The organism is Mycolicibacterium sp. XJ870 (assembly GCF_053483975.1).
On sequence record NZ_JBEFTI010000001.1, the window covers coordinates 435,392 to 461,810 of the forward strand.

The 26,419-nt window shown below is 65.7% G+C and carries 33 protein-coding genes; 26 read left to right on the forward strand and 7 right to left on the reverse strand.

All coding sequences use genetic code 11. The features are described 5' to 3' along the window. Positions 1 to 75 precede the first annotated feature (75 nt). A complete protein-coding gene (locus ABQF30_RS02135; RefSeq protein ID WP_448460675.1) occupies positions 76 to 957 on the forward strand; it encodes an alpha/beta fold hydrolase in 882 nt (293 codons plus the stop codon). Further along, complete coding sequence (locus ABQF30_RS02140) at positions 950 to 1,411, forward strand: nuclear transport factor 2 family protein (protein WP_448460677.1); 462 nt, start codon at positions 950 to 952, stop codon at positions 1,409 to 1,411. Before ABQF30_RS02135 ends, ABQF30_RS02140 begins: the two co-directional genes overlap by 8 nt. A gap of 59 nt (positions 1,412 to 1,470) precedes the next feature. On the opposite strand, the gene ABQF30_RS02145 is transcribed toward ABQF30_RS02140, so the two are convergent. Together ABQF30_RS02145 and ABQF30_RS02150 are read right to left on the reverse strand one after the other, a co-directional pair. After that, positions 1,471 to 2,748: a VOC family protein gene (locus tag ABQF30_RS02145; RefSeq protein ID WP_448460679.1), complete on the reverse strand. Its 1,278-nt coding sequence runs from the start codon at positions 2,746 to 2,748 to the stop codon at positions 1,471 to 1,473. Next, on the reverse strand, positions 2,745 to 3,260 hold the full coding sequence (locus ABQF30_RS02150; protein WP_448460681.1) for an RNA polymerase sigma factor: 516 nt from the start codon (positions 3,258 to 3,260) through the stop codon (positions 2,745 to 2,747). The genes ABQF30_RS02145 and ABQF30_RS02150 overlap by 4 nt, the downstream gene beginning before the upstream one ends. A gap of 118 nt (positions 3,261 to 3,378) precedes the next feature. On the opposite strand from ABQF30_RS02150, the gene ABQF30_RS02155 reads away from it, so the two are divergent. Continuing rightward, positions 3,379 to 4,095 carry a phytanoyl-CoA dioxygenase family protein gene (locus ABQF30_RS02155; protein WP_448460683.1) on the forward strand — a complete coding sequence of 239 codons (717 nt, stop codon included), beginning with the start codon at positions 3,379 to 3,381 and terminating at the stop codon, positions 4,093 to 4,095. A gap of 16 nt (positions 4,096 to 4,111) precedes the next feature. Here the strand turns inward: ABQF30_RS02155 and mftR are convergent, their stop codons facing one another. Beyond that, positions 4,112 to 4,714 carry a mycofactocin system transcriptional regulator MftR gene (gene mftR / locus ABQF30_RS02160; RefSeq protein WP_448460684.1) on the reverse strand — a complete coding sequence of 201 codons (603 nt, stop codon included), beginning with the start codon at positions 4,712 to 4,714 and terminating at the stop codon, positions 4,112 to 4,114. 91 nt (positions 4,715 to 4,805) lie between these two features. Between mftR and mftA the strand changes: the two genes are divergently transcribed. From mftA to mftG, 7 genes are all read left to right on the forward strand, one after another. Next, positions 4,806 to 4,901, forward strand: coding sequence for a mycofactocin precursor MftA (gene mftA / locus ABQF30_RS02165; protein ID WP_448460686.1), 96 nt, complete (start codon positions 4,806 to 4,808; stop codon positions 4,899 to 4,901). Positions 4,902 to 4,960: 59 nt separating this feature from the next. Then, positions 4,961 to 5,218, forward strand: a complete 258-nt coding sequence (mftB, locus tag ABQF30_RS02170; protein WP_448463370.1) for a mycofactocin biosynthesis chaperone MftB — start codon at positions 4,961 to 4,963, stop codon at positions 5,216 to 5,218. Beyond that, a complete protein-coding gene (gene mftC, locus ABQF30_RS02175) occupies positions 5,215 to 6,393 on the forward strand; it encodes a mycofactocin radical SAM maturase (protein WP_448460688.1) in 1,179 nt (392 codons plus the stop codon). The genes mftB and mftC overlap by 4 nt, the downstream gene beginning before the upstream one ends. 4 nt (positions 6,394 to 6,397) lie before the next feature. After that, positions 6,398 to 7,591 carry a pre-mycofactocin synthase MftD gene (gene mftD / locus ABQF30_RS02180; protein ID WP_448460689.1) on the forward strand — a complete coding sequence of 398 codons (1,194 nt, stop codon included), beginning with the start codon at positions 6,398 to 6,400 and terminating at the stop codon, positions 7,589 to 7,591. A gap of 135 nt (positions 7,592 to 7,726) precedes the next feature. Next, positions 7,727 to 8,470, forward strand: a complete 744-nt coding sequence (gene mftE, locus ABQF30_RS02185) for a mycofactocin biosynthesis peptidyl-dipeptidase MftE (protein ID WP_448460691.1) — start codon at positions 7,727 to 7,729, stop codon at positions 8,468 to 8,470. Then, on the forward strand, positions 8,467 to 9,879 hold the full coding sequence (mftF, locus tag ABQF30_RS02190; protein ID WP_448460693.1) for a mycofactocin biosynthesis glycosyltransferase MftF: 1,413 nt from the start codon (positions 8,467 to 8,469) through the stop codon (positions 9,877 to 9,879). Before mftE ends, mftF begins: the two co-directional genes overlap by 4 nt. Before the next feature lie 45 nt (positions 9,880 to 9,924). Beyond that, positions 9,925 to 11,328, forward strand: coding sequence for a mycofactocin dehydrogenase MftG (gene mftG, locus ABQF30_RS02195; protein WP_448463372.1), 1,404 nt, complete (start codon positions 9,925 to 9,927; stop codon positions 11,326 to 11,328). On the opposite strand, the gene ABQF30_RS02200 is transcribed toward mftG, so the two are convergent. Beyond that, positions 11,315 to 12,889 carry an MFS transporter gene (locus ABQF30_RS02200; protein WP_448460695.1) on the reverse strand — a complete coding sequence of 525 codons (1,575 nt, stop codon included), beginning with the start codon at positions 12,887 to 12,889 and terminating at the stop codon, positions 11,315 to 11,317. The genes mftG and ABQF30_RS02200 overlap by 14 nt on opposite strands. Before the next feature lie 88 nt (positions 12,890 to 12,977). Between ABQF30_RS02200 and ABQF30_RS02205 the strand changes: the two genes are divergently transcribed. Continuing rightward, positions 12,978 to 13,640 carry a TetR/AcrR family transcriptional regulator gene (locus tag ABQF30_RS02205; protein WP_448460697.1) on the forward strand — a complete coding sequence of 221 codons (663 nt, stop codon included), beginning with the start codon at positions 12,978 to 12,980 and terminating at the stop codon, positions 13,638 to 13,640. On the opposite strand, the gene ABQF30_RS02210 is transcribed toward ABQF30_RS02205, so the two are convergent. Continuing rightward, complete coding sequence (locus ABQF30_RS02210; RefSeq protein ID WP_448460699.1) at positions 13,606 to 14,856, reverse strand: cytochrome P450; 1,251 nt, start codon at positions 14,854 to 14,856, stop codon at positions 13,606 to 13,608. The genes ABQF30_RS02205 and ABQF30_RS02210 overlap by 35 nt on opposite strands. A gap of 114 nt (positions 14,857 to 14,970) precedes the next feature. On the opposite strand from ABQF30_RS02210, the gene ABQF30_RS02215 reads away from it, so the two are divergent. Together ABQF30_RS02215 and ABQF30_RS02220 are read left to right on the forward strand one after the other, a co-directional pair. Further along, on the forward strand, positions 14,971 to 16,560 hold the full coding sequence (locus ABQF30_RS02215) for a carboxylesterase/lipase family protein (RefSeq protein ID WP_448460701.1): 1,590 nt from the start codon (positions 14,971 to 14,973) through the stop codon (positions 16,558 to 16,560). Positions 16,561 to 16,564: 4 nt separating this feature from the next. After that, on the forward strand, positions 16,565 to 16,918 hold the full coding sequence (locus tag ABQF30_RS02220; protein WP_448460703.1) for a YybH family protein: 354 nt from the start codon (positions 16,565 to 16,567) through the stop codon (positions 16,916 to 16,918). On the opposite strand, the gene ABQF30_RS02225 is transcribed toward ABQF30_RS02220, so the two are convergent. Further along, positions 16,906 to 17,385, reverse strand: coding sequence for a hotdog fold domain-containing protein (locus ABQF30_RS02225; protein WP_448460704.1), 480 nt, complete (start codon positions 17,383 to 17,385; stop codon positions 16,906 to 16,908). The genes ABQF30_RS02220 and ABQF30_RS02225 overlap by 13 nt on opposite strands. Before the next feature lie 499 nt (positions 17,386 to 17,884). On the opposite strand from ABQF30_RS02225, the gene rpsJ reads away from it, so the two are divergent. From rpsJ to ABQF30_RS02290, 13 genes are all read left to right on the forward strand, one after another. After that, a complete protein-coding gene (rpsJ, locus tag ABQF30_RS02230) occupies positions 17,885 to 18,190 on the forward strand; it encodes a 30S ribosomal protein S10 (RefSeq protein WP_003883485.1) in 306 nt (101 codons plus the stop codon). Between the two features lie 14 nt (positions 18,191 to 18,204). Then, complete coding sequence (gene rplC / locus ABQF30_RS02235; protein ID WP_448460706.1) at positions 18,205 to 18,858, forward strand: 50S ribosomal protein L3; 654 nt, start codon at positions 18,205 to 18,207, stop codon at positions 18,856 to 18,858. Further along, positions 18,858 to 19,514 (forward strand): 50S ribosomal protein L4, encoded by a 657-nt coding sequence (rplD, locus tag ABQF30_RS02240; protein WP_448460708.1) that lies wholly within the window; start codon positions 18,858 to 18,860, stop codon positions 19,512 to 19,514. The genes rplC and rplD overlap by 1 nt, the downstream gene beginning before the upstream one ends. Further along, entirely contained in the window at positions 19,514 to 19,816 is a 303-nt protein-coding gene (rplW, locus tag ABQF30_RS02245) for a 50S ribosomal protein L23 (protein ID WP_448460709.1), read from the forward strand. Before rplD ends, rplW begins: the two co-directional genes overlap by 1 nt. A gap of 23 nt (positions 19,817 to 19,839) precedes the next feature. Next, positions 19,840 to 20,676 carry a 50S ribosomal protein L2 gene (rplB, locus tag ABQF30_RS02250; protein ID WP_448460710.1) on the forward strand — a complete coding sequence of 279 codons (837 nt, stop codon included), beginning with the start codon at positions 19,840 to 19,842 and terminating at the stop codon, positions 20,674 to 20,676. A gap of 13 nt (positions 20,677 to 20,689) precedes the next feature. After that, positions 20,690 to 20,971 (forward strand): 30S ribosomal protein S19, encoded by a 282-nt coding sequence (rpsS, locus tag ABQF30_RS02255; RefSeq protein WP_448460712.1) that lies wholly within the window; start codon positions 20,690 to 20,692, stop codon positions 20,969 to 20,971. Further along, positions 20,968 to 21,486: a 50S ribosomal protein L22 gene (gene rplV / locus ABQF30_RS02260; RefSeq protein ID WP_448460714.1), complete on the forward strand. Its 519-nt coding sequence runs from the start codon at positions 20,968 to 20,970 to the stop codon at positions 21,484 to 21,486. Before rpsS ends, rplV begins: the two co-directional genes overlap by 4 nt. Then, positions 21,486 to 22,337 carry a 30S ribosomal protein S3 gene (rpsC, locus tag ABQF30_RS02265; RefSeq protein WP_448460716.1) on the forward strand — a complete coding sequence of 284 codons (852 nt, stop codon included), beginning with the start codon at positions 21,486 to 21,488 and terminating at the stop codon, positions 22,335 to 22,337. Before rplV ends, rpsC begins: the two co-directional genes overlap by 1 nt. A 3-nt stretch (positions 22,338 to 22,340) precedes the next feature. Continuing rightward, the gene (rplP, locus tag ABQF30_RS02270) at positions 22,341 to 22,757 is read left to right on the forward strand and encodes a 50S ribosomal protein L16 (protein ID WP_448460718.1); all 417 of its coding nucleotides are present in this window, start codon (positions 22,341 to 22,343) and stop codon (positions 22,755 to 22,757) included. Next, the gene (gene rpmC, locus ABQF30_RS02275) at positions 22,757 to 22,990 is read left to right on the forward strand and encodes a 50S ribosomal protein L29 (protein WP_448460720.1); all 234 of its coding nucleotides are present in this window, start codon (positions 22,757 to 22,759) and stop codon (positions 22,988 to 22,990) included. Before rplP ends, rpmC begins: the two co-directional genes overlap by 1 nt. Further along, positions 22,990 to 23,286 (forward strand): 30S ribosomal protein S17, encoded by a 297-nt coding sequence (gene rpsQ / locus ABQF30_RS02280; protein WP_448460722.1) that lies wholly within the window; start codon positions 22,990 to 22,992, stop codon positions 23,284 to 23,286. Before rpmC ends, rpsQ begins: the two co-directional genes overlap by 1 nt. Before the next feature lie 89 nt (positions 23,287 to 23,375). Next, on the forward strand, positions 23,376 to 23,894 hold the full coding sequence (locus ABQF30_RS02285; protein ID WP_448460724.1) for an NUDIX hydrolase: 519 nt from the start codon (positions 23,376 to 23,378) through the stop codon (positions 23,892 to 23,894). 34 nt (positions 23,895 to 23,928) lie between these two features. Further along, a complete protein-coding gene (locus ABQF30_RS02290) occupies positions 23,929 to 24,843 on the forward strand; it encodes a DMT family transporter (protein WP_448460726.1) in 915 nt (304 codons plus the stop codon). On the opposite strand, the gene ABQF30_RS02295 is transcribed toward ABQF30_RS02290, so the two are convergent. Then, positions 24,818 to 26,410, reverse strand: a complete 1,593-nt coding sequence (locus tag ABQF30_RS02295) for a glycosyltransferase family protein (protein ID WP_448460728.1) — start codon at positions 26,408 to 26,410, stop codon at positions 24,818 to 24,820. The two genes, ABQF30_RS02290 and ABQF30_RS02295, sit on opposite strands and share 26 nt — an antisense overlap. Positions 26,411 to 26,419: the final 9 nt, after the last annotated feature.

Here is a 26,419-nt window from a genome sequence, read left to right on the forward strand (position 1 = left end):
GATCGTTCTCCTACACTGGCGACGGCGGGGAGAACGATCGTTCTACCAGCGCCCGGAAACCGAAGGAGCTTTGAGATGGCCAGTTTCGACACACGATTCAGGACGACGACGGTTGACGGTTGGGAGGTGTTCTACCGGGAGGCCGGCGATCCGCGAAATCCCACACTCGTGCTGCTGCACGGATTTCCGAGCAGCTCACACATGTACCGCAATCTGATTGCCGAGCTGTCCGACGAATACCACCTGATCGCGCCGGATTACCTGGGCTTCGGCAACTCGGCAGCGCCTTCGGTCGACGAGTTCGCCTACAGCTTCGACGCGTTGACAGCCATTGTCGAGGGACTGTTGGATCAGGTGGGCGTGCAGCGCTTTGCGCTCTACATCCAGGATTACGGCGCGCCGATCGGGCTGCGGATCGCCAGCCGCCACCCCGAGCGGGTGACGGCGTTGGTGAGCCAGAGCGGAAACGCCTACGTCGAGGGTTTCACCCCGTTCTGGGACGTCCTGTTCGCACATGCCAAGGATCGTGCCGCGAACGAGGCGGGAGCTCGGGAGTTCTTGCAGCCCAAAGCGACTCGCTGGCAGTACACCCATGGTGTGCCCGCCGACCGGTTGGACCGTGTCGCGCCGGAGACCTGGCAGCTGGACCAGGCCGGCCTCGATCGGCCCGGCAACGAGGCAATCCAGCTGCAACTGTTCTGGGACTATCAGTTCAACCTCGACGCATACCCGGCGTTCCAGGAGTACTTCCGGACGCACCAGCCGCCGACCCTGGTGGCGTGGGGCCGCAACGACGAAATCTTCGGTCCGGCCGGTGCCGAGGCCTACCGTAAGGACCTGCCCAATGCCGATGTTCATCTGCTCGACGCGGGACACTTCGCCCTCGAGACCCACGGCGCGGAGATCGCCACGCTCATCCGCACCTTCCTCGGGAGGGTCGGCGGTCGTCATGGCTGAAACCCGTCCGCCGTTCCCGCCGTTCACGCTGGAAACGGCGATCCAGAAGGTGCAGGCTGCCGAGGATGCGTGGAACACCCGGGATCCGGATCGGGTGAGCTTGGCCTACACGCCGGATTCGCAGTGGCGCAACCGCGACGTGCACATCGTCGGACGGGAACAGATCGTCGCCTTCCTCACCCAGAAATGGCAGCGGGAACTCGACTACGCGTTGCGCAAGAGCCTGTGGGGGTTTCGCGGCAACCGCATCGGTGTCCGGTTCCAGTACGAATGCCGAGATACCGCCGGGCAGTGGTACCGCAGCTACGGCAACGAACTGTGGGAGTTCACGCCGGACGGGTTGATGTCGCGGCGCGAAGCCAGCATCAACGACGTCAAGATCGACGAATCGCAGCGCCGTTACTTCGGTCCGCGGCCGGCATCCGAGCACGGGCAAGACATTCCATTGTGGTGACACCTGCGATTTGTGGAGTTTCAGCCGTGCGCAACACGGCTGAAACTCCACAAATCGCACTAGAACTGGCCGAGGTAGAAGCGGCCGCCCTGGTCGTCGGTGCATTCTGCCGTCAACCCGTACGGCTGCTGGGCCGGTTCGGCCAGCACCGTGCCGCCGGCCTCGCGGACCCGCGCCACCGCGTCCTCGATATCGGCGACGGTCCACATCGGGACCGTCGTGGCCGCGGTATTTCCGCCGGCCAGGCCTGACATCGGCTGACTGCCCTGCACGCCCCAGCCGTCGTCGATGCGCCCGGGCTCAAATGTCCAGAAGAGCACCCGGCTGTAGAACGCCTTGAACGCCGTCGAGTCAGGCACCTCATAGGTGATGTACGAAAGTTCGCCTGGCCCAGAGCCATTGAGTTCTGGACGCGGGGTGCCCGGCGGGGGCTGGAACACCGCGAACGACGTCCCCGAAGGATCGGTGGCATCCAGGACGGTGCCGAAGTCGAACTCACGCTGCTCGCCGACCTGTCCGCCGCCATCGGCGATCGCCTGTCGGGCGCCGTCCAGATCGGCCACCGCGTAGCAGCAGAACAGCGTGGCGGGCCGGGCGACGCTGAAGATGCCGATGTGCTGTCTGGTATTGGTGACCTGACGGGTGCGGGGATCGTAGGTCCAGCCCAGCACGTGACCGTAGAAGGCCGCGGCACGGTCGGCGTCCGGGACCCAGACCGACACATAGCCGACGTCGCCGTGCTGGATGGTGACGGCCGCACCGGTGACCGGCCCGGACAGCATCCACCGGTGACCGAACGGGTCGACGAGCGTCGCGTTGCGGGCGCCGTAGTTCTCGTAGGATTCCCGCTGCACGACCGCCCCACGCTCACGCGCCCGTTCCAGGGTGGTGTCGGTATCGGCCACATGGAGCATCAGGCTCACCGAACTCGTCTGTGGGTCAGGTGCTTTCAGGCCGAGCTCGGGGTACTCGTCGGCCAGGTACAGAACACCGTCGCCGATCTGCAGTTCGGCGTGGCCGACGCGCCCGTCGTCCATCTCGTACATCTGTCCGACGAGGGAGGCGCCGAACGCGTCGGTGTACCAGGCGATGGCCGCGCGTGCATCGGGTACGGCCAGGTACGGGATTGCGGCGGAGCGCGGGGGAGCGGCTGCCTCAGCGGGTTCATTGAGTTCTGCGATTGCGGTGTCGGTGCCGGTCATGACGACTCCTTCGGTTCGGTTCGGAAGTGTGAGAGCCGATTCCAGACGTGCGCGCAGCCGAGCGGCGAAATCGGGGTCCGGGGCAACCGGAAGCTCGTCGCCATTGAGCACGGTCAGCGGATCGTGGTCGTTCACGGCGTCCCTCCTTCCCGCTGTGGATATTGCGCTCGGAATGCCCGACGGGCCCGCACCAGCAGCGCCTCGGTGGCGTGCACGGTGCGGCCGATCAACTCGGCGCATTCGGGCACCGTGCGGTCGTCCATGTAGCGCAGGGCAAGGACGGTGCGGTGTTGTTCGGGCAGTCGGGCCAGAACGCTTTCGGCGACGATGCGATCCAGTTCGGCGTCCCAGTCGTCGGCTGGAACCACCGGTTCTGGCAGGTCGGCCACCGGGACGGTGAACCGGTCGTGCCGCCGCCGGTAATGGTCGGCCAGTTTGTGCCGCGCAACCCCGATCAGCCAGGGCACCGAGAGCTGCGGCGGAGCGGGCTTGCGGGCGGCATCCATTGCCGCGAGGAACGTCTCCGACGTCAGGTCCTCAGCAGTTCCGCGGTCACCGCAGCGCCGGATGAAGTACCCGTACACCACCGGCAACGCCTCGTCGTACAGCGTCAGCAGGGTGTGCGGAGCATCTGTTTCGGCGCTCACATCTCTATCGTCGCCCCTGGAGGCCAAACTCCGACGGGTCTGTGCAAAGTTTTTCAGGCCGCTTGTTCTGGCGGGAAACCACTGGCATCCCGCGAACCGTTACGTCAATGTGGTGACAGTGATCGATGTCAATGCATTCATGCACGACGGATTCGTCATGCTCGAACAGGCGGCGCCGTCTGAGATAGCCGATGCGGCAAGAGTTCTGCTCTGGAAGCAGATCGGACTGTCGCCGGACGAACCCGAAACCTGGACCCAGCCCGTGGTGTGGGCGGCAGACCTCACCGGTCAGGGGCCGTTCAGTCAGATTGCTCGTAGCGCGACGCTCGCGAGCGCGCTCGATCAACTGTGCGGCAAGGACGGCTGGACGCCGCGTTACGCGCTCGGGAACATCCCGGTCCGATTTCCCGTCGCGCCGCCTGCCGAGGACCGGGGCTGGCACATCGACGCCAACACCCCGCTGTCCGCTGACCGCTGGGTGGTCAGCGGGCGGCCGCACACGATGCTCCTGTTGACTCTCCTGTCGGAGGTCGGGCCCGACGATGCGCCGACGCGGATCAGGGTGGGTTCGCATCGTGACGTCGCCGCCGTGCTCGGTTCGGAACCGGTCGAGTTCGCCGAATCGGGCGCTTTGGTGGACGAGGCCAGCGCCGGACGCCCGGTGGCCCATGCGATCGGGCGGCCCGGCGACATGTATCTGGTTCACCCGTTCACGGTGCACGCCGCTGACGAACACCGAGGCAGGACACCGCGATTCATGGCGCAGGCGCCGGTCATGTTGGCCGAGCCACTTGCCCCGCAGAGTTCGTCGCCGCTTGCTCAGGTGTGGCGCTAGTCCTTCGCGCCACCGCTCATCGGTGCTCCAGCGCGTCCAGGCCCGGCCAGGCGACGTCGAAGGCTTCGGCGATCGCGTGCGGGAGCGACACCGACTCGTCGGCCAGCCAGTGTTCATAGGCCGACAGCGCCACCCCCAGCATCAGCCACGCCACGGTCTGCGGCATGAGATCGCTGGTTCGTTCACCGATCCGGTGCGCCACATAGTCGGCGATGACGTTGCGCCAACCGGCGTACATCGTCATCGAATAAGCCTGTAATCCTTCAGTTTCCAGGATCACCCGCATGCGCTGACGATGCTGCGCCATCTCGTGTTCGCCGTATGTGTTGAATGCCAGTAGCGCCTCGCGCAGTGCCTCACCCAGTGACACCTGCGGGCTCAACGTCGACAGCAACTCACGTAGGTGTTGCAGGTGCGCATCGAAATCGCCCCACGGTATGGCGTTCTTGGAGGGGTAGTACCGGAACAGCGTCCGCCGGGAGATGCCCGCCGCCGCCGCGAGGTCGTCGACGCTGACCTCGTCGAATCCGCGTGCGGCGAACAGCTCGATCGCGACCCCGGCGATGTGGTCCTGCGTCGTCGAGCGGCGCCGTCCCACCCGGGACGCGGATACCTGCATCAAACCCACCCTTCCATTCTGGCACTCGATGCCATATCCTTGCGATCTCGATCACAATTATCGAGACCCTACGGGATGAAAGGCAGCTCTCATGGACCAGAATCAGCACGTTGAAACCGAGGCCGAGCTCGTCACCGAGACCCTCGTCGAAGAGGTTTCGATCGACGGCATGTGCGGGGTTTACTGACCGTGTCTACTCAGGTCGCCGACGCGGCTGAGCAATTCGGCGTCGCCTTCGACCCGGATATGAGCTGGCGGATGCACCACCAGGTGGCGGTGCGGCCGGAACCGTTCGGCGCCCTGCTGTACCACTTCGGTACCCGCAAGCTGTCCTTCCTGAAGAACCGGACGGTCGTCGAGGTGGTCAACTCGTTGGCCGACCACCCCGACGCCCGATCGGCCTGCCGGGCAGCCGGGATCGACGACGCCGATCAAGCGCCCTACCTGCACGCGCTGAGCGTGCTGGTCCAGTCCAACATGCTGATACCCGGGAATTCCAAATGACTTCTGTTCAGCCCGTGCCCCGGCTCGTCGAACAGTTCGAGCGTGGTCTTGACGCGCCGATCTGTTTGACCTGGGAGCTCACCTACGCCTGCAACCTGGCGTGCGTCCACTGCCTGTCGTCCTCCGGCAAGCGCGACCCGCGCGAGCTGTCGACGCAGCAGTGCAAGGACATCATCGACGAGCTGGAACGCATGCAGGTGTTCTACGTCAATATCGGTGGCGGGGAACCCACTGTGCGCCCGGACTTTTGGGAGCTCGTCGACTACGCCACCGCCCACCACGTCGGGGTCAAGTTCTCCACCAACGGGGTACGCATCACCCCCGAGGTGGCCACGAAACTGGCCGCGAGTGATTACGTCGACGTCCAGATATCGCTGGACGGCGCCAACGCCGAGGTCAACGATGCCGTGCGGGGCAAAGGCTCGTTCGACATGGCGGTCCGCGCCCTGGAGAACCTGAACGATGCCGGTTTCAAAGACGCCAAGATCTCGGTGGTGGTGACCCGGCACAACGTCGACCAGCTCGATGAATTCGCCGCGCTGGCCGCACATTACGGTGCCACGCTGCGCATCACGCGGCTGCGCCCGTCCGGGCGCGGTGCCGATGTGTGGGACGACCTGCACCCCACCGCCGAGCAGCAGCGTCAGCTGTACAACTGGCTGGTGGCCAAGGGCGACGGGGTGCTCACCGGTGACTCGTTCTTCCACCTGTCGGGTCTGGGCGCGCCCGGCGCGCTGGCCGGTCTGAACCTGTGTGGCGCCGGCCGGGTGGTCTGCCTCATCGATCCGGTCGGCGACGTGTATGCCTGCCCGTTCGCCATTCACGATCGTTTCCTGGCCGGAAACATCGTGTCCGACGGTGGTTTTGACAGTGTGTGGAAGTACGCGCCGCTGTTCCGCGAGCTGCGTGAGCCCCAATCTGCGGGCGCTTGCGGAAGCTGCGGGCATTACGACAGCTGCCGCGGAGGCTGCATGGCGGCCAAGTTCTTCACCGGTCTGCCACTGGACGGGCCCGATCCCGAATGCGTCGAGGGCTGGGGCGCGCCGGCCTTGGAGCAGGAGCGGATCAAACCCAAGCCCAGTGGTGACCATTCCCGCGGCACCAAACAGGGCCCGATTCCACTGAAATTACTGACCAAACCCCCGGCCCGAATCTGTAACGAAAGTCCGGTGTAATCCCATGGCACGAGATACCTGGTTCGAGACCGTCGCGATCGCACAGCAACGTGCCAAGAAGCGGCTGCCCAAGTCTGCCTACTCGTCGCTGATCTCCGCCAGTGAGAAAGGCGTGACGGTCACCGACAATGTCGAGTCGTTCGCCGAACTCGGCTTCGCCCCGCATGTCGTCGGCGCATCGGAGAAGCGTGAGCTGGCCACCACGGTGATGGGTCAAGACATTTCGATGCCGGTGATCATCTCACCGACGGGTGTCCAGGCGGTCCATCCCGACGGCGAGGTCGCGGTTGCCAGGGCTGCTGCCGCCCGGGGCACCGCGATGGGTCTGTCATCGTTTGCCAGCAAGCCGATCGAAGACGTGATCGCGGTCAACGGCAAGATCTTCTTCCAGATCTACTGGCTCGGCGATCGCGCCGCGATCGCCGCCCGGGCCGAGCGGGCGCGCGCCGCGGGTGCGGTCGGGTTGATCGTGACGACAGACTGGAGCTTCTCCCATGGGCGCGACTGGGGCAGCCCCAAGATCCCGGAGAAGATGGATCTGAAGACCATCGTCAAGATGAGCCCGGAGGTCGTGACCAAGCCGCGCTATCTGTGGCAGTGGGCCAAGACCATGCGGCCGCCGGCTCTGTCGGTGCCCAATCAGGCGGCCAGAGGTGAGGCGGGCCCGCCGTTCTTCCAGGCCTACGGCGAGTGGATGGGCACCCCGCCGCCCACCTGGGAAGACATCGCCTGGCTGCGTGAGCTGTGGGGCGGCCCGTTCATGCTCAAGGGTGTGATGCGGGTCGACGACGCCAAACGTGCTGTTGACGCGGGTGTTTCGGCAATCTCGGTGTCCAACCACGGCGGCAACAACCTGGACGGCACCCCGGCGTCCATCCGCGCGCTGCCTGTGATCGCCGACGCGGTCGGCGATCAGATCGAGGTTCTGCTCGACGGCGGCGTCCGGCGGGGCAGCGATGTGGTGAAGGCCGTTGCGCTCGGCGCCCGCGCAGTCATGATCGGTCGCGCCTACCTGTGGGGCCTGGCGGCCGAGGGGCAGGCCGGGGTTGAGAATGTGCTCGACATCCTGCGCGGTGGCATCGACTCGGCATTGATGGGATTGGGCCGTTCGTCGGTACACGATCTGGTTGCCGAGGACATCTTGGTTCCCGACGGCTTCACCCGCGCCCTCGGCGTGCCGAGGGACTCTGGTTCCTGACCGAGGCCCCTCGGCAGATCTCCGTCCGACGTGACAGGGGTGGCAGAAGGGGCGCACGTGATGCCGACGGGGGGTGCCGGGGAAAATTCCGGGAAATCAATTGCTGCGCATGCTCCAACAATTGGCGCACGCCAGGTGAATTCGGCCTACCATCGGCACGTGGCTTTTCCCAGCGGGCTCGGGAACTCAACGTCGAGGCAGCTACGCGGCATGTCCCCAATGTTGATCACCCCGGTTGGTTCTACCGAACAGCACGGTCCGCACTTGCCGCTGGACACCGACACGCGGATCGCTACCGCTGTGGCCCAGGCCGCGGCAGAACGGCTTGACGCGCCGGTGGGCGGCGAATGGATCGTGGCGCCTGCGGTGAGCTACGGGGCCAGCGGGGAGCACGAGGGATTCCCCGGCACGGTATCGATCGGAACCGCCGCGCTGCGCCTTTTGCTGGTGGAGTACGGCAGGTCGGCGGCGAGTTGGGCGCCCCGCTTGGTGTTCGTCAACGGGCACGGTGGGAATGTCGAGGCGCTGGCGTCCGCAGTCGCGTTGCTCCGCGACGAGGGTCGCGACGTCGGATGGGTCGCGTGCAGCTCAGTCAATGCCGATGCGCACGCCGGTCACACCGAAACATCTGTATTGCTACATATTTCGCCCGGCGATGTGTGGACTGACGAACTCACGCCGGGGAACACCGCTCCGTTGCCGGAGCTGATGCCACGCATGCGCGCAGGCGGAATCGGAGCTGTCAGCGAACTCGGAGTGCTCGGCGATCCGACGACTGCCACCGCGGGAGAGGGGGAGCGTATCTTTGCTGAGATGGTCAATGGCTGCGCCGACCGGATCAAGCGGTGGCAGCCCGACCGGAACGGGATGCTGACATGACCGGACCGAGGCTGCCCGACGGTTTTGCCGTGCAGGTGGATCGCCGAGTCAAGGTGCTCGGGGAGGGCGCGGCGTTGCTGGGCGGTTCCCCCACCCGCCTGCTGCGGCTGGCTCCGACCGCGCAGGACATGCTCAATGGTGGTCGCCTCGAGGTCCACGACGCGCTCAGCGCGCAACTGGCACGGACCTTGCTCGACGCCACGGTGGCCCATCCGCGTCCGGCCAGCGGGCCGTCCCATCGCGACGTTACCGTCGTTATTCCGGTTCGGGACAACACATCTGGACTTCACCGGCTGATCGGGACGCTGCGTGGCCTTCGCGTGATAGTCGTCGACGACGGTTCGGCGGTGCCCGTCGCGCAAGCCGAGTTCGCCGGGATGTACTGCGACGTGCAGGTGCTTCGGCACATCCGTAGCAACGGTCCGGCCGCCGCCCGCAATACCGGCCTGGCAGCCTGTGAGACCGATTTCGTCGCGTTCCTCGATTCGGACGTGGTACCGCGACGAGGCTGGCTGGAAGCGCTGCTCGGGCACTTCTGCGATCCCGCGGTGGCGCTGGTGGCGCCGCGCATCATCGGTCTGCACAACGCCGACAACCTGGTGGCCCGCTACGAGGCCGTGCGGTCCTCGTTGGACCTCGGCGTGCGCGAGGCGCCTGTTGTGCCGTACGGGACGGTCTCCTACGTGCCGAGCGCAGCGATCATCTGCCGGCGGTCCGCGCTCGTCGCGGTCGGCGGGTTCGACGAGACCATGCATTCCGGAGAGGACGTCGATCTGTGCTGGCGCTTCGTCGAGGCCGGCGCCCGCCTGCGGTACGAGCCGATCGCTCTGGTTGCCCACGATCACCGCACAGATCTACGAAAGTGGTTTATCCGCAAGGCATTCTATGGATCGTCGGCGGCTCCGCTGACGGTCCGGCATCCGGGCAAGACAGCGCCGTTGGTGATCTCCGGCTGGACGCTGATGGTGTGGCTGTTGATGGCCATGGGGTCGTGCCTGGGTTACCTGTCCTCCCTGGCGGTGGCTGTGGTCACCGGCAGGCGTATCGCCCGCTCGCTCAGCACGGTCGACACCGAACCCAAGGAAGTCGCGGTGGTCGCGGCTCATGGACTGTGGTCGTCGGCGCTGCAGTTGTGTTCGGCGATCTGTCGGCACTACTGGCCGATAGCGCTGATCGCTGCGCTGCTGTTCCGGCGGGCCAGACAAGCGGTCCTGGTGGCGGCCGTGGTCGACGGGGTGGTGGACTGGGCGACCCGGCGCGGGAACGCCGACGACGACACCAAACCGGTCGGACTGTTCACGCACATCGTGCTCAAGCGCGTCGACGACATCGCCTACGGGACCGGCCTGTGGACCGGCGTGCTGCGCGAACGGCATCTGGGTGCGCTCAAGCCGCAGTTGCGGAGTTAAACCGACATCTTGAGCGATTCCACATCCGCTCCGCGCGTGAGCGACATATTGATCGTAGGTGCAGGCAGCGCCGGATCGGTTTTGGCCGAACGTCTTTCCGCCGATCCTGGCTGCCAGGTGACCGTCGTCGAGGCGGGTCCGGCTCCGTCCGATCCACGGGTGGCCGCGCAGATCAGTGGCCTGAGGCTGCCGATCGGCGCCGCCAGCTCGGTGGTGCGGCACTATCAGTCGACCCTTACCGAGTGGCCACGCCGGCACGCCGAGATCATCCGCGGCTCGGTGGTCGGCGGCTCGGGTGCGGTGAACGGCGGGTACTTCTGCCGTGGGTTGCCGACCGACTTCGACGACTGGGCGGTCCCCGGTTGGAGTTGGGACGACGTGCTGCCGCATTTCCGGGCGATCGAGACCGACCTGGACTTCGACACTGACCTGCACGGTTCGCAGGGGCCGATCAAGGTCCGGCGCGTACGTGAATTCGACGGCTGTACAGCATCTTTCGTCGACGCAGCTACCGCGGCCGGATTCGGTTGGCTGGATGACCTCAACGCTTCGGATGCGGGTGCCCCGCTGCCCGCCGGGGTTGGCGCGGTCCCGCTCAACATCAACGGCGGTACCCGCCTGGGCCCTGGCGGTGCATACCTGCAGCCGGCATTGGACCGCCCGAATCTCGTGGTGCGCACCGACACCAGGGTTCTCCGGGTGATCGTCGCCGGTACCCGGGCGGTCGGGGTCGAGTGTGCTGACGGTGAGATCGTCAGTGCGGGGCGAATCATCCTGTGCGCCGGTGCAATTGGATCCGCTCAGCTGTTGATGCTCTCCGGGGTCGGACCGCCCGACGAGTTGGCGGCACTGGGAATCGACGTGGTTTCCGGGCTACCTGTCGGCATGGCGACGGTGGACCACCCGGAGTGGGTCTTACCGGTGGCCTGGACGCCCACCCATGACCTGCCGCCACTGGAGGCGGTGCTGACCACGGCCGACGGGTTGGAGATCCGGCCCTATACCGCGGGCTTCGCAGCGCTGGTGCACGGCCCGGATCACGACCCGGCTGAGCTTCCGCATCTCGGGGTCGCCCTCATGCGGCCATCCTCGCGTGGCCGGGTCAGGCTGGCGTCGGCTGATCCGGCCGTGCTGCCCGTCATCGAACACCGCTACGACTCCGTTCCGGAGGATGTCACCGCATTGCGGGAGGGGGCGGCAATGGCGCGCGAATTAGTCAGTCACACAGTCGAAGTCGGTGAAGACTCATGGTCCACCTCGCAGCACCTGGCCGGCACTGCGCCGATCGGTACCGGTGCCGATGCGGTATTGGACCCGACCTGCCGGGTGCTCGGGGTGGACGGGCTGTGGGTGGTTGACGGATCGATCATGCCTACGATCCCCAGCCGTGGCCCACATGCGACCATCGCGATGATCGGCCACCGGGCCGCCGAGTTCATCGTGACCTGAGCCGGCGGACCCACCGGTGCTGTCGCCCGTCGCGGCCAGGGGCCCAGATTCCGACGAACACCGCTGCGACGCCCAGGACCAACGCCATCACCAAGGCCGCAGAGTTCGTCGCGTCGAGGAACGCCCCGCGGGCAAGGTCGGCAAGGCGCACGCCGTCGGAACCCATATGCTCGGAGACGGTCAACGCCTCGGCGAGTGAGCTCAGAATGGGACCGCGCAGGTTGTCGGGGACAGCCGTAAGCGCGGGAGCCAACTGCTGCTGGTACTGGGCGGCCAGGATGGAACCGGCCACCGCGATGCCCAGTGCGGCGCCTACCTCGCGCGTGGTGTCGTTCACCGCGGATGCCACGCCCTGTTTTTCGTCGGGCACCGCACCCAGGATGGCGGAAGTCGTTGGTGCAGTGCTCAACCCGATACCTGTGCTGATGATCAGCAATGGCCATGCGAAATCGAGATAGGACGAGTCGATTTCGAGGAATCGTAGACACAGCAGACCGGCCGCGATGAGCAACAGTCCGATGAAGACCGTCAGCCGCAACCCGAGCCGGGGCAGGTACAGATAGGTGGTGGCGCCGAAGAGTAGTACCGGTATTGCCAACGGTGACAACGCAACTGCGGTCTGGATGGCGCTGTATCCCATGACCAGCTGGATGTATTGCATGCTGACGAAGAAGAACCCGAAGTTGGCGAAGAACAGGAATGTCACTCCGATGGAACCGGTGGCGAACTCGGGCTTGCCGAACAACCGCACATCCAACAGGGGATGTGCGCGCCGCAGCTGGGCAACGGTGAAGGCGCCGGCCAGGGCCATGCCGCCGGCCATGCATCCCCAGACCATCGGATGGGTCCAACCACGGACCGGCGCTTCCACCACGCCGAAGACGAAGACCGCCACCGCCGCGCCGATCAATAGCGCACCCATCCCGTCCAGGGGCGCGGCGTTGTCGTCACGCGAGGACGGCACCGTGCAGGTGAGGACGAACATCGCGAGGCCGACGATGGTGAACGTCACGAAGATGGACTGCCACGCCCAGAAGTGCAACAGACCGCCGGTCGCCAAAAATCCGACGATGGCTCCGGAGCCGACGACGCCGGCCCAGATCCCAACGGCCTTGCTGCGCTCGGACTTTGGAAATGCCGCGGTCAGCAGTGACAGCGTGGCGGGCATGATGAACGCCGCTCCTGCGCCGGCGACCGCTCGGGCAGTGATCAGCTGAATGGGACTGTCGAAGATCAGTGGCGCCGCCGAGGCCAGCGTGAAGACGGTGAGCCCGATCAGCAGGGCGCCGCGCCGGCCGTACCGGTCGCCGATGGCGCCCGCGGGCAGCAAGAGGCAGGCCAGTACCAACGTGTACCCGTCGATCACCCACGTGAGTTGGGCCTGGGTCGCCGACGTCTCCCTGGCGATATCGGGCAGTGCGGCATTGAGCGCCACCATGGACGAGATCACGATCGACACGTCCATGCACGCCACCGCGAGTAACCAGTAACGCCGGCGAACCGACAGTTCTGCCATCCCCGGGTCGATACTCTGTGCAGACTCGACGAGGGCATCGGCCATGCTGTGCTCCTTCGTCGGACGGCAGTTTTGAGACTAACAGTCTTGTAGCGAGACTGTAAGTCTGTTTTATCTGGAGGTGGGAGGCGTTATGACCGCCGGGAGTACTGACCCGCGGCCGGCCCGGTCGCGGGCCCGTCTGGTGGAGGCGGCGACGTCGCTGCTGCGTTCCGGTGGACCGAGCGCGGTCACCGTCGACGCGGTGACTCGAGCGGCCAACGTGGCCAGGGCCACCCTGTATCGGCATTTTCCCAGCGGAAATGACTTGTTGGCGGCCGCATTTCGCTCACTTATTCCGGCGGCGCCGTTACCGCCCGAGGACGGCTCGCTGCGCGACCGGCTGATCGCGCTGGTTCAGGCGCAGGCCGAGTTGATCGCGGAGGCGCCGATCACCCTCACTGCGATGTCGTGGTTGGCGCTCGGCGGCGATATGGACCAACTGCCATGGCGGGCCCCCGAGAGTCAGGAGGTCCGCACGCTGCGGGAGCGGGTCGCCGAGCAGTACGCGCTGCCGTTCGAGGCCATCTTCGACAGCCCGGACGCGATCGCGGAACTCGGGCAGGTTGACCGCACGCAGGCCGCGGCGCTGCTGCTCGGCCCCATCGTGCTCGGCAAGCTGAGTACCTTGCCGGAGTTCGATTACTCTGCGTGCGTGCGGTCGGCGGTTGACGGCTTCCTGGCGACCCACCGCCAAGCGGCGGCGGCTGAGCCGCCGGCTGTCAGCGAATCGAGTAACGAATCGGCAGGTGTTTGAGTCCGCCGACGAACGTCGTAGCGGAAAGCTCTGGAGTACCGGCCAATTCGATGGATTCCAGGCGGGATAGCAGTTCGGTTATCAGACTGTTCATCTCCATCCGGGCCAGGGCCGCGCCCAGGCAGAAGTGCACACCGTAGCCGAATGCCACATGCTTGTTGGGGTCGCGTCCGACGTCGAAGCGGAAGGGGTCGGTGAAGACCTCCTCGTCGCGGTTACCGGAAACGTAAGCCAGGTAGACGGCTTCGCCCTTGGCGATCGGCACACCCCGCACGGTGGTGTCGGCGGTCGCGGTTCGCATGAACTCCTTGACCGGAGTGGACCACCGGATCATCTCTTCGACCGCGGTGCCCATCAGCTCGGGTTGCTCGCGCAACCGGGCCAGCTCGCCGGGATTCTCGATGAGCGCATGCAGCCCGCCGGAGATCGCATCCTTGGTGGTGTCGTGGCCGGCGCTGGCGACGATGACGTAGTACGACGCGGTGTCGACATCGGAGAGCGGCTCCCCGTCGATGCGGCCATTGGCGATGGCCGATGCCAGGTCCTCGGTCGGGTTCACCCGCCGCGACGCGGTCAGCTTCGAGAAGTAGGCGAAGAAATCCAGCAGCACCGCAAGCCCGTCCTCCAGGGACTTGCCCCGTTGGTACTCCTCGTCGTCCCCGCCGAACATCTCCTGGGTCAGCATGTGCATCCGGGAGTAGTCCTCCTCGGGCAGACCCAGAAGCGACATGATCACGTAAAGCGGGAAGTCGACAGCGATCTCGGTGACGAAGTCGCATTCCGGACCGATGTCGCGCATCTTGTCGACATAGCGCTTGGCGAGCTCGTCGACGCGGACCTTGAGATCACGCATTGCCTTGGGGCGGAACCAATCCGCACCGATGGCCCGGACCTTGCGGTGGTGCGGATCATCCATGTGGATCAGCGTGCGCAAACCCGTGCCCGCCGCCAGCTGCTCCTTGGCCATGTCGTCGGCCGCCGCGGTGGACAGCAACGGGCGCGGTTCGCTGATGAAGAGATTGTTCTCCCGCTCGATCGCCATGATGTCGGCGTGTTTGGTGATGGCCCAGAACGGCCGGTACGGCGGGTTGTCGACCCACGCCACCGGGTTGTTGGCGCGTAGATGAGTCAACGCTGCGTGTAGTCGCGCCTCGTCGGCATACGCCGACGGGTCGGCCAGGACTTTGGCGGCATCATCCATCGTCGGCGCACTCATTCGACTCCTCCTGAGGTGGGGCTGTTCACTTGACGGGTGTCAAGAATCACCATATGTGAGCGGCGCCACTCAAGGAAGCCAAATCTATGATGAGCCCCAGTACGCTCATGGTTCATGCGGCCGGGGCGTTGGGTGATCGCGTTGCTGGCAGTACTCGCGGTGACGATCGGTGGGTGTACCCGCAGCGGCGGCCAGGCTGAGCCGCTGCCGGTGGGTGGCGACCCTGCGCTGGTTCACACTGCATCCGGGACGCTACGCGGAATCGTCGCGGCCGATCACCGGCTTTTTGCCGGAATTCCTTATGCTGCACCGCCGGTCGGTCAGCTGCGGTTCTCGGCTCCGGCACCGGCCACCGGATGGTCCGGAGAACGAGACGCGACCCGTCCCGGCCCGCGGTGCATCCAGGATCCGGCCGCCGATCCCGAACGCGGCCATAACACCGACGAGGACTGTCTGACACTCAATGTGTGGACGCCGCCCGTCTCCGGGGAGCGGCGCCCGGTGATGGTGTGGATCCACGGCGGCGCTTTCGTCAACGGCTCCAGCGGTGTCTACGATTCCCGGTGGCTGGCTTCGCGCGGCGACATCATCGTCGTCACCGTCAACTATCGGCTGGGCACCCTCGGATTCCTCGCCCACCCGGCCCTCGGGCCGGGCGGCGACGTCGGCAACTACGGACTGGCCGATCAACAGGCGGCCCTGCGGTGGGTGCGCGACAACATCGCCGATTTCGGTGGCGATCCGGAAAAGGTCACCGTGGCAGGCGAATCCGCCGGCGGGATGTCGGTGTGCGATCACCTGGTCGCGCCGGATTCGGCCGGCTTGTTCCAAGCGGCCATCTTGATGAGCGCGCCGTGCCGGGCGCAGGCCGACCTCGCGGTGGCGACGCGCCGCAGCCTCGACTACGCGGCCGCGGCCGGATGCGCCGATCCGGCGACCGCCGCGGCGTGCCTGCGGGAATTGCCGGTGGACGAACTGCGAAAACCCGTGTGGTACTACAATATCGGCAGCGACGAGCTGACCGGTCCGGTGACTGGTACTGCGGCGCTTCCCGTTTCGCCACTGGACGGGTTCAGATCCGGGCACGCGGCACGGGTTCCCGTCCTGATCGGCACCAACCACGACGAGTTCACCCTCTTTGCGGCACTGCGGTACCTGCGGGAGGGGCTGCGGTTCACCGCGGACGAGTATCCCGGGCTGCTGGCCGAGACGTTCGGGCCCGACGCCGGTGCCGTCGGGGTTCACTATCCCACTGACCGCTACGGCGGTGTGGCGCAAGCATATTCGGCTGCCGTCACCGACGACGAGTTCTCGTGTGTGAGCGAACGCATGGCTGACGGGTTGACGCGCACCGGTGCCGTCTATGCCTACGAGTTCAACGACCGCGGCGCGCCGGCTCCGGAAGCCATGCGGACACTTCCCTTTCCGGTCGGCGCGAGTCACTCGCTCGAGTTGCGTTACCTGTTCGACGTCGGCGGTGCACCGCCGTTGAACCCGGCACAGCAGACGCTGTCGGACCAGATGATCAGGTACTGGAGCGAGTTCGTCCGCTCGGGTAACCCGGCTGCGCACGATCAACCGGCATGGCCCGCACTCGACGGTGCGGGGGAGCGGATGTCACTGCGCCCGGACGGCAGTCGCATGATGGATGGGTTCGAGCAGGAGCACCAGTGCCCGTTCTGGGACGCATTGAAGGAGAAGTGAGCTGATGTCGACTCCGGAGCCGCAGGCTTTCGCCGAGGAATGGGTCCGGGCCTGGAACGCCCACGATGTCGACGCGGTGCTCGCGCACTTTCACGACGACGTGGTGTTCAGCTCACCCGTGGCGGCCCGCGTGCTTCCAGACACGGGCGGGTTGGTGCGTGGAAAGGACGCGCTGCGCCATTACTGGATCACCGCGCTCGCGGGGATGCCCGATCTGCACTTCGAGGTCGTCGACGTCTACCGGGGCGAGTCCGCCCTGGTGATCAACTACCGCAATCAGCGCGGCGGACTCGTGAACGAGGTGTTGCTCTTCGATGGCGACTTGGTGCGCGAGGGGCACGGCACCTACCTGGAGTAGGGCGTGACCCAGGTGGTGATGTCGGCGTGCACGACTTCGACACCGTGGCGGTCGGTGATGCTGACCGGGATCACGATGTCGACGCCTTCCACAATCGCGCTGAAGTCGGGCGGGTCGAGCAGGGCCGTCGCGCGCAGCGACGTGGTGGCCTTGGCGAGGTAGGCGACGTTCATCGCCTTGGGGATCCACCGGTGGGTCGTCGGCACCGTGGCCTCCATCAACATCCCCATCGCCATCTCCGCGGCATTGCACGATGCGATCGCATGCACGGTGTGCAGGTGGTTGTAGACGAAGAACCACTTCGGCATCTTCACCTCGGCGAGGCCGGGCTCCATGCGGACCACGTGCGGCAGGATCGACGCGAAGTAGGGCACTCGCGCCATCGCCGCGGCAGAGAAGATGCGCGTGCCCAGGGGCTTGGCGGACAGTTGCTGCCAGGCGCGGTATGTGGAGGTCGGCTGTGTCACCGTGCCGACCTTACTCGGGAGTAAGGTCGGTGTCGGCTCGGATTGGCTCGGCGCCGATCCACTCCAATGCGCCGAAATGCACACCAGGGACCGATCTGGCCGTAACCTGGTCCGCGGAGTGAATCTCGGTGAGTACGCGGCTTGGCCAACGGCCGCCTCCGGCCCTGCCGGAAGCTACTCATTCTGGGATTTGGAGGACGCCCAGATCTAGGGCATACTATTCGGGTTGCCTTGCGCCGGGTTTTTGACCTGGCCGGGCATCCGATCGGCGCCCTCACGGGCGCATCCGGTCCCAACACCGAACGTGACGGATTTTCGACGCGGGCGAGTGTGCGTGAGGGCGACACGCCCGACCGCGGGGACCGGTGGACCACAGACAGGTAAACAGCGGCGGCAATACTCGGCGCGACCGCGCCGGGGCACCAGGCCCGAATGGGTTCCCAATGGGAATCTGTGCACGGCCGGCCGATGTACGAAGCAGGAGCGAGGTAGGAGAAGCGTGGCGGGACAGAAGATCCGCATCAGGCTCAAGGCCTACGACCATGAGGCCATTGATGCCTCGGCGCGCAAGATCGTCGAGACGGTCACCCGTACCGGTGCCAGTGTGGTGGGCCCCGTGCCGCTGCCGACCGAGAAGAACGTGTATTGCGTTATCCGGTCCCCGCACAAGTACAAGGATTCGCGGGAGCACTTCGAGATGCGTACGCACAAGCGGCTGATCGACATCCTCGACCCGACGCCCAAGACCGTTGACGCTCTCATGCGCATCGATCTGCCGGCCAGTGTCGACGTCAACATCCAGTAGGAGATACCCAAAACATGGCTACAAAAGGCATTTTGGGCACCAAACTGGGCATGACGCAGGTGTTCGACGAGAACAACAAAGTCGTCCCGGTGACGGTCGTCAAGGCCGGCCCCAACGTGGTGACCCGTATCCGCACCCCTGAGCGCGACGGCTACAGCGCCGTGCAGCTCGCCTACGGCGAGATCAGCCCGCGCAAGGTGAACAAGCCCGTCACGGGCCAGTACGCCGCCGCGGGCATCAACCCGCGTCGGCACCTCGCCGAGCTTCGGCTCGATGACGAGGCCGGGGCCGCCGAGTACGAGGTCGGCCAGGAGCTGACGGCGGAGATCTTCGCCGACGGCGCCTACGTCGACGTGACCGGCACCAGCAAGGGCAAGGGCTTCGCCGGCACCATGAAGCGTCACGGTTTCAAGGGCCAGGGCGCCTCCCACGGTGCGCAGGCCGTGCACCGTCGTCCCGGCTCCATCGGTGGGTGCGCCACCCCGGGCCGTGTCTTCAAGGGCACCCGGATGTCGGGCCGCATGGGCCACGACAAGGTGACCACGCAGAACCTGAAGGTGCACAAGGTCGACGCAGAGAACGGCGTGCTGTTGATCAAGGGCGCCATCCCCGGACGTAACGGTGGACTGGTAGTTGTCCGCAGCGCAATCAAGCGAGGCGAGAAGTAATGACACTCAAAGTTGATGTGAAGACGCCAGGCGGCAAGAAGGACGGCTCCATCGAGCTGCCCGCCGAGCTGTTCGACGTCGAACCCAACATCGCGTTGATGCACCAGGTCGTCACCGCACAGCTGGCCGCCAAGCGCCAGGGCACGCATGCGACCAAGACCCGCGCCCAGGTCTCCGGCGGCGGCAAGAAGCCGTACCGGCAGAAGGGCACCGGCCGCGCGCGCCAGGGCTCGACCCGCGCGCCGCAGTTCACCGGTGGTGGCGTCGTCCACGGCCCGCAGCCGCGCGACTACAGCGAGCGCACACCGAAGAAGATGATCCGCGCCGCGCTGCGCGGGGCGCTCTCGGACCGTGCTCGCAACGAGCGGATCCACGCGATCACCGAACTGGTCGAGGGCCAGACCCCGTCGACCAAGAGCGCCAAGTCGTTCCTGGCCACCGTGACCGAGAACAAGAAGGTTCTTCTGGTCATGGCCCGCACCGACGAGGTCAGCGCCAAGAGCGTGCGCAATCTGCCTGGCGTGCATGTGATCTCGCCGGATCAGCTGAACACCTACGACGTGCTCAACGCCGACGACGTGGTGTTCTCGGTCGAGGCATTGAACGCCTACATCGCGGCCAACACCGCGAATACCAAAGAGGAGGTGTCGGCCTGATGGCGACCGTGACCGACCCCCGCGACATCATCCTGGCCCCGGTCATCTCGGAGAAGTCGTACGGGCTGATCGAGGACAATGTGTACACGTTCGTGGTGCACCCCGATTCGAACAAGACCCAGATCAAGATCGCGATCGAGAAGATCTTCAAGGTCAAGGTCGACTCGGTGAACACCATGAACCGTCAGGGCAAGCGCAAGCGGACCCGCAGCGGTTTCGGTACGCGCAAGAGCACCAAGCGCGCCATCGTCACGCTGGCCGAAGGCAGCAAGCCCATCGACCTGTTCGGAGCGCCGGCCTAGCCGGCAGAGAGACCTAGAGAATCATGGGAATTCGCAAGTACAAGCCGACGACCCCCGGTCGTCGCGGTGCCAGCGTCTCCGATTTCGCCGAGATCACTCGTTCGACTCCGGAGAAGTCGCTGGTTCGTCCGCTGCACGGCAAGGGCGGCCGTAACGCACACGGCCGGATCACCACCCGGCACAAGGGCGGTGGCCACAAGCGCGCTTACCGCGTCATCGACTTCCGTCGCCACGACAAGGACGGCGTCAACGCCAAGGTCGCGCACATCGAGTACGACCCGAACCGCACTGCGAACATCGCACTGCTGCACTTCCTGGACGGCGAGAAGCGCTACATCATCGCGCCGCAGGGCCTCAAGCAGGGCGACGTCATCGAGCAGGGCGCCAACGCCGACATCAAGCCCGGCAACAATCTGCCGCTGCGCAACATCCCGGCCGGCACCGTGATCCACGCTGTGGAGCTGCGGCCCGGCGGTGGTGCCAAGCTGGCCCGCTCGGCCGGCGTCAGCATCCAGCTGCTGGGTAAGGAGGGCACTTACGCCTCGCTGCGTATGCCCTCGGGTGAGATCCGTCGCGTCGACGTGCGCTGCCGCGCCACCGTCGGCGAGGTCGGCAACGCCGAGCAGGCCAACATCAACTGGGGTAAAGCCGGCCGTATGCGGTGGAAGGGCAAGCGCCCCACCGTTCGTGGTGTCGTGATGAACCCGGTCGACCACCCGCACGGTGGTGGTGAAGGCAAGACCTCTGGTGGTCGTCACCCGGTGAGCCCGTGGGGCAAGCCCGAGGGCCGCACCCGCAAGCCCAACAAGCCGAGCGACAAGCTCATCGTCCGTCGCCGGCGCACCGGCAAGAAGCGCTAGGAGTTAGATAGCGATGCCACGCAGCCTGAAAAAGGGTCCGTTCGTCGACGACCATGTTCTCAAGAAGGTCGACGTCCAGAACGAGAAGAACACCAAGCAGGTCATCAAGACCTGGTCGCGTCGGTCGACCATCATCCCGGACTTCATCGGGCACACCTTTGCGGTGCATGACGGCCGCAAGCATGTCCCGGTGTTCGTGACCGAGGCGATGGTCGGGCACAAGCTCGGCGAGTTCGCTCCGACGCGCACCTTCAAGGGTCATATCAAGGACGACCGGAAGAGCAAGCGGCGATGACCAGTACAACAACGAATCCATCCACTTATCCTTCTGCGCTGGCGAAGGCGCGCTTCGTGCGCGTCTCGGCCAGCAAGGCCCGTCGTGTCATCGACCTGGTCCGCGGCAAGAGCGTCGAGGATGCCCTCGACATCCTGCGGTGGGCGCCTCAGGCCGCCAGCGAGCCGGTCGCCAAGGTGATCGCCAGCGCTGCCGCCAACGCGCAGAACAACGACGGCCTGGATCCCGCCACCCTCGTGGTGGCCACGATTCACGCCGACGAGGGCCCGACCGCCAAGCGCATCCGTCCGCGCGCCCAGGGGCGGGCGTTCCGGATTCGCAAGCGCACCAGCCACATCACCGTGATCGTCGAGAGCCGTCCGCCCAAGCAGAAGGGCGGGGACAAGGCTTCGGCTTCGTCCGCGACCTCCGCGCGGTCGCGTCGTGCGCAGGGCAGCAAGGCAGCAGCTGCGAAGTCGACCAAGAAGACCACCGAGACAGCAGCTTCTGAAGAAGCGAAGGGAGGCTCGCAGTAGTGGGCCAGAAGATCAACCCCCACGGTTTCCGGCTCGGCATCACCACCGACTGGAAGTCCCGGTGGTACGCCGACAAGCAGTACAAGGACTACGTCAAGGAAGACGTCGCGATTCGTCGCCTGCTGGCCACCGGCCTGGAGCGGGCCGGCATCGCCGATGTGGAGATCGAGCGCACCCGTGACCGGGTCCGCGTTGACATCCACACCGCGCGTCCCGGCATCGTCATCGGCCGCCGCGGCACCGAGGCCGACCGTATCCGCACCGACCTGGAGAAGCTGACCAAGAAGCAGGTGCAGCTCAACATCCTCGAGGTGAAGAACCCCGAGTCGCGGGCGCAGTTGGTCGCCCAGGGTGTTGCCGAGCAGCTGTCCAACCGTGTCGCGTTCCGTCGCGCCATGCGCAAGGCGATCCAGTCGGCAATGCGTCAGCCCAACGTGAAGGGCATCCGGGTGCAGTGCTCGGGCCGCCTCGGCGGTGCCGAGATGAGCCGCTCGGAGTTCTACCGCGAGGGTCGGGTTCCGCTGCACACGCTGCGGGCCGATATCGACTACGGCCTGTACGAGGCCAAGACCACCTTCGGCCGTATCGGCGTGAAGGTGTGGATCTACAAGGGCGACATCGTCGGTGGCAAGCGTGAGCTCGCCGCTGCCGCCGCGCCTGCCGCTGACCGGCCGCGTCGTGAGCGTCCGTCGGGCACCCGACCGCGCCGTAGCGGTGCGTCGGGTACCACCGCGACGAGCACCGAAGCAGGCCGTGCTGCGACTGAAGAGGCACCCGCAGCGCCTGCGATCGCCGAGGCGACCGGTGGGACCGAAGCAGCAGCCGGCGCTACCGAGAGCACGGAGAGCTAAATCATGCTGATTCCCCGCAAGGTCAAGCACCGCAAGCAGCATCACCCGCGCCAGCGCGGCATCGCCAGTGGTGGCACCGCGGTGAGCTTCGGTGACTATGGCATCCAGGCACTGGAGCACGCCTACATCACCAACCGGCAGATCGAGTCCGCTCGTATCGCCATCAACCGGCACATCAAGCGTGGCGGCAAGGTGTGGATCAACATCTTCCCGGACCGTCCGCTGACCAAGAAGCCCGCCGAGACCCGCATGGGTTCCGGTAAGGGCTCGCCGGAGTGGTGGGTTGCCAACGTGAAGCCCGGACGCGTGCTGTTCGAGCTGAGCTACCCCGACGAGAAGATTGCCCGGGACGCACTGACCCGCGCGATCCACAAGTTGCCGATCAAGGCACGCATCGTGACCAGAGAGGAGCAGTTCTGATGGCAGTGGGAACTTCGCCTGGTGAACTGCGCGAACTGACCGACGATGAGTTGACGGACAAGCTGCGCGAGTCCAAGGAAGAGCTGTTCAACCTGCGCTTCCAGATGGCGACCGGCCAGATGTCCAACAATCGTCGGCTGCGCATTGTGCGCCAGGAGATTGCACGGGTCTACACCGTGCTGCGTGAACGTGAGTTGGGCCTGGCATCCGGGCCTGTAGGTGAGGATTCGTAATGGCAGAGACAAAGGGGCCCAAGTACACCCCGGCCACCGAGCAGACGCGCGGCCGTCGTAAGACCGCCATCGGCTACGTGGTGAGCGACAAGATGCAGAAGACCATCGTGGTCGAGCTGGAATCGCGTAAGAGCCACCCGCTCTACGGCAAGATCATCCGGACCACCACGAAGGTCAAGGCGCACGACGAGAACGGCGATGCCGGTATCGGCGACCGCGTCTCGCTGATGGAGACCCGACCGCTGTCGGCCACCAAGCGGTGGCGGCTGGTCGAGGTTCTGGAGAAAGCCAAGTAGAGGCTCGATTCCTCCGCGCGAGCAGACACGAAAGCACCCGAAACTGCAAGGTTTCGGGTGCTTTTGCGTCTGCTGGGCATGATGTGCTGATGGACGAAACCGTCGCGGTGTACGACGCACAGGGCAATGTGGTTGGTACGGCTCCGCGTCCGCGGGTGTATGCAGACGGTTTGTGGCACGCGAGTGCCGGGGTGTTGGTGCGCTCGACCGACGGCCGACGGATCTATGTGCACCGCCGTGCCGACACCAAGGCGGTATTCGCGGGCATGCATGACTGTCTGGCCGGGGGGGTGGTGGATCCCGGTGAAACGCCGCTGCAGGCGGCCACCCGCGAACTGGCCGAGGAACTCGGCATCACCGGGCTGAGTCCCGTTGCGGTGGCGTCCGCGGCATGGAACGGGCAGTGGGCCGGAAAGCCCATGCGCTGCCATCTGTTCGCTTATGAGGTGCGCTACGACGGGCCGATGCGGCACCAGCAGGACGAGATCGCCGACGGATGGTGGTGGACCGACGATGAACTCGCAGACCGGCTCGCAGACCCGAGTTGGCCGTTCGTACCGGACACCCGGGTGCTGATCGCCGAGTTGTTGCGTCTGCAGAACCGTTGACGGCCAATGGCCTCGGCGTCATAGTCTGGTCAGGATGTCTGCGCTGATCGTCATGATCGTTCTGGCTCTGGCCGCGGCGTTTCTCTTCGCGCTCGCGGCGCACCTTCAGCGGCGCGGTGCGCACGAGGTGATGGCCGGAGCCGGTGCGCCGCTGCAGGATTCGTCAGGCGCCAAAAGGCTGTTGAGTGGGCTGCCGGGAAACCGAACATGGTTGACGGGCGTGGCCGCCAACTTCGGTGCTTTCGCTCTCCAGGCTGCGGCGCTGGCAAAAGGATCCGTCGCGACGGTGCAGCCGCTGATCTCGACTCAACTGCTCTTTGTGGTCGCCATGGGCTCGGTCCGGCAACGTGAATGGCCGCCGCTGCGCGACTGCCTGTCCGCGCTTGCGGTATGCGCGGGATTGGCCTGGCTGCTGGCGACCGAGGGCCGGATAGTGCTGCACGGGCAACCTGACCGGGGGCGAATTCTGTTGACCGTGGTTGTGGTCGTCGTCGTGATCGCCGTGCTCGTGGCTGCAGGCAGGGCGTCGCAGGCGTGGCTCGCCAGCATGCTCCTCGGGGTTGGCACCGGGTTATTTCAGGCGATGAGCGCCGGTTTCATGAAATTGGCTCTGCGCGATTACGCGGCAGGCGGGCTGCAGGCCACGGTGCAGGACTGGCCGCTGTACGCCGTACCGGTATCTGTGCTGGGCGGTGTGGTCCTGGGCCAGCTCGCATTCGCCACCGGCAGTCTGCCGCCCGCCGTGGCCGCGATGAGCGTGACCAACCCGGTCGCCAGCCTGACGTTCGCCCTCTTCGCGTTCGAGACCTTCCCGCGTGACGCCGGACTGCTGACCGCTGTCGTGCTGTCAGGTGCTCTGATCGCCGCCGGCATCATCGGTATCGCCACAGCCCCCGGTACCCGGCAAATGTTGAATGCCGACGTCACGCTTCCGGAACGGCCTCATTGACTCGGTAGAGCCGCCAAGTCGGTTGATTGTCACCGTCATTCGGTATCTCGAGTTCCAAAGTCGCGACGTCGGCGCCGGTCTCGTACAGGGTCGGATACCGCAGGTTGAGGGCATCGGATACGCCGCGTCCGGTATTGGGTACGGCGAGCAGGTATTTGACCCCGAATGCCGACGGGTCGTTGAGCACTTTGACGAAGTCGTCGTCCGACGGGATGACGAACGTCTTCGGGTTACGCGCCGCGACGATGACGGCGAATCCGTATACGGTGTCGGTGATCACCGACCCCTCGGGCAGGTTCAGACCGTCGAGATGCTTTGCGATCTCGCGTTCGGTAGAGAATGTCGCTGCGATCCGGCGTTCCGCGGAGGCCTTCGGGCTCACGTCGTGAGGGTCGGGGTTCAGCACTGCGGCCAGCGAGTACTCCTGTGGCGCATACCGTTGCAGGCTCATCCCCCAGCCGGCGACCGGCAGGCAGATCGCGAACACGCACGCCAAACCGACGTATGCGTAGCGCGCCGGTCGCGTTGATGGTTCGGCGGCAGGGGGCACGGCATACTTGCCGCGACGTTTCGGCACGGCGAGCGCACCATCGGGTACGGCCAGCATCGCCAGGCACGCGGCGAAAGGGATGGCGACGATGTAGTACCGCAGGAATCCGAACGTCTGGCCGGTGGCGTAGCTGTACGTCTGGAACGCCAGCACCCCGCCGAACACCACGATGGGGACGACCAGCACGGCCCAATTGGGCCGTTGCCACCGCATGTAGCCCGCCCATATCGCGATCGGGATCAGTGTCGGCGCCAACAACGACATGCAGATGACTGCGTACTGGACGCCGGTGCCGAAGCTCGCGGGCCCGGTACCACCCGACTGGAGGAAGATCGCCGCGTTGCCGTATTGCGAGGAGAACTGGGCGAACGCGTTGCCCGTGATCAGCCAACTTGCGATGGCCCATCCGACGAATGCTATGAATCCGGGACCGCTGACCAGCATGAGGTCAAGAAGTGCACGGCGTATTCGCGGAGGGCGGGGGGCACGGAGATAGGTGGTGAGGGCAACCACGAAGCCGACTGACGCGATCGCGCCGACCGAGTCGTAGCGCACCAGGTACGCCAGGCTCAGCGCGATGAACCCGGCCGCGACGAGGTGGTGCACATCGTCGTCGACCATCCACAGGATCAACCGGCGCACCGTCCAGACGAGAAAGAAGATGAAGGGCGCTTCACTCATTCCGTTGGAGCCGTAAAAGATGATCATGGGATTGAGCGCGAAAAGTGCGGTGATGGCGACGGCGTACGGCCTGGGCAATCCGCGGTCGGTCCCGATCGACAGCACCTGAACGACGGCGCCCGCCATGAACAGTGCCGAGGCGATCGACGCGACGAAACCGTACGTCACGAGGTCCGGCCACAGCTCGCGGAAGAAAATGCCGGGAATGTCGACCATCGCGGTCAGCGGGGTGAAGATGAAGCCGATGGCGGCCAGATGCGGCTGACGACTGTCGATCACGGCCTCGGCGGCCTGCACCCGGGACAGCGCATCACCGATGATGAATCCGTGCCGCACCTGCAACCA

Coding starts and splice junctions, on each gene's coding strand:
- ABQF30_RS02135 (WP_448460675.1), top strand. CDS start 76: ATGGCCAGTTTCGACACACGATTCAGGACGACGACGGTTGACGGTTGG.
- ABQF30_RS02140 (WP_448460677.1), top strand. CDS start 950: ATGGCTGAAACCCGTCCGCCGTTCCCGCCGTTCACGCTGGAAACGGCG.
- mftR (WP_448460684.1), bottom strand. CDS start 4,714: ATGCAGGTATCCGCGTCCCGGGTGGGACGGCGCCGCTCGACGACGCAG.
- mftA (WP_448460686.1), top strand. CDS start 4,806: ATGGACCAGAATCAGCACGTTGAAACCGAGGCCGAGCTCGTCACCGAG.
- mftB (WP_448463370.1), top strand. CDS start 4,961: ATGAGCTGGCGGATGCACCACCAGGTGGCGGTGCGGCCGGAACCGTTC.
- mftC (WP_448460688.1), top strand. CDS start 5,215: ATGACTTCTGTTCAGCCCGTGCCCCGGCTCGTCGAACAGTTCGAGCGT.
- mftD (WP_448460689.1), top strand. CDS start 6,398: ATGGCACGAGATACCTGGTTCGAGACCGTCGCGATCGCACAGCAACGT.
- mftF (WP_448460693.1), top strand. CDS start 8,467: ATGACCGGACCGAGGCTGCCCGACGGTTTTGCCGTGCAGGTGGATCGC.
- ABQF30_RS02200 (WP_448460695.1), bottom strand. CDS start 12,889: ATGGCCGATGCCCTCGTCGAGTCTGCACAGAGTATCGACCCGGGGATG.
- ABQF30_RS02205 (WP_448460697.1), top strand. CDS start 12,978: ATGACCGCCGGGAGTACTGACCCGCGGCCGGCCCGGTCGCGGGCCCGT.
- ABQF30_RS02210 (WP_448460699.1), bottom strand. CDS start 14,856: ATGAGTGCGCCGACGATGGATGATGCCGCCAAAGTCCTGGCCGACCCG.
- ABQF30_RS02215 (WP_448460701.1), top strand. CDS start 14,971: ATGCGGCCGGGGCGTTGGGTGATCGCGTTGCTGGCAGTACTCGCGGTG.
- ABQF30_RS02220 (WP_448460703.1), top strand. CDS start 16,565: ATGTCGACTCCGGAGCCGCAGGCTTTCGCCGAGGAATGGGTCCGGGCC.
- rplC (WP_448460706.1), top strand. CDS start 18,205: ATGGCTACAAAAGGCATTTTGGGCACCAAACTGGGCATGACGCAGGTG.
- rplD (WP_448460708.1), top strand. CDS start 18,858: ATGACACTCAAAGTTGATGTGAAGACGCCAGGCGGCAAGAAGGACGGC.
- rplW (WP_448460709.1), top strand. CDS start 19,514: ATGGCGACCGTGACCGACCCCCGCGACATCATCCTGGCCCCGGTCATC.
- rplB (WP_448460710.1), top strand. CDS start 19,840: ATGGGAATTCGCAAGTACAAGCCGACGACCCCCGGTCGTCGCGGTGCC.
- rpsS (WP_448460712.1), top strand. CDS start 20,690: ATGCCACGCAGCCTGAAAAAGGGTCCGTTCGTCGACGACCATGTTCTC.
- rplV (WP_448460714.1), top strand. CDS start 20,968: ATGACCAGTACAACAACGAATCCATCCACTTATCCTTCTGCGCTGGCG.
- rplP (WP_448460718.1), top strand. CDS start 22,341: ATGCTGATTCCCCGCAAGGTCAAGCACCGCAAGCAGCATCACCCGCGC.
- rpmC (WP_448460720.1), top strand. CDS start 22,757: ATGGCAGTGGGAACTTCGCCTGGTGAACTGCGCGAACTGACCGACGAT.
- rpsQ (WP_448460722.1), top strand. CDS start 22,990: ATGGCAGAGACAAAGGGGCCCAAGTACACCCCGGCCACCGAGCAGACG.
- ABQF30_RS02285 (WP_448460724.1), top strand. CDS start 23,376: ATGGACGAAACCGTCGCGGTGTACGACGCACAGGGCAATGTGGTTGGT.
- ABQF30_RS02290 (WP_448460726.1), top strand. CDS start 23,929: ATGTCTGCGCTGATCGTCATGATCGTTCTGGCTCTGGCCGCGGCGTTT.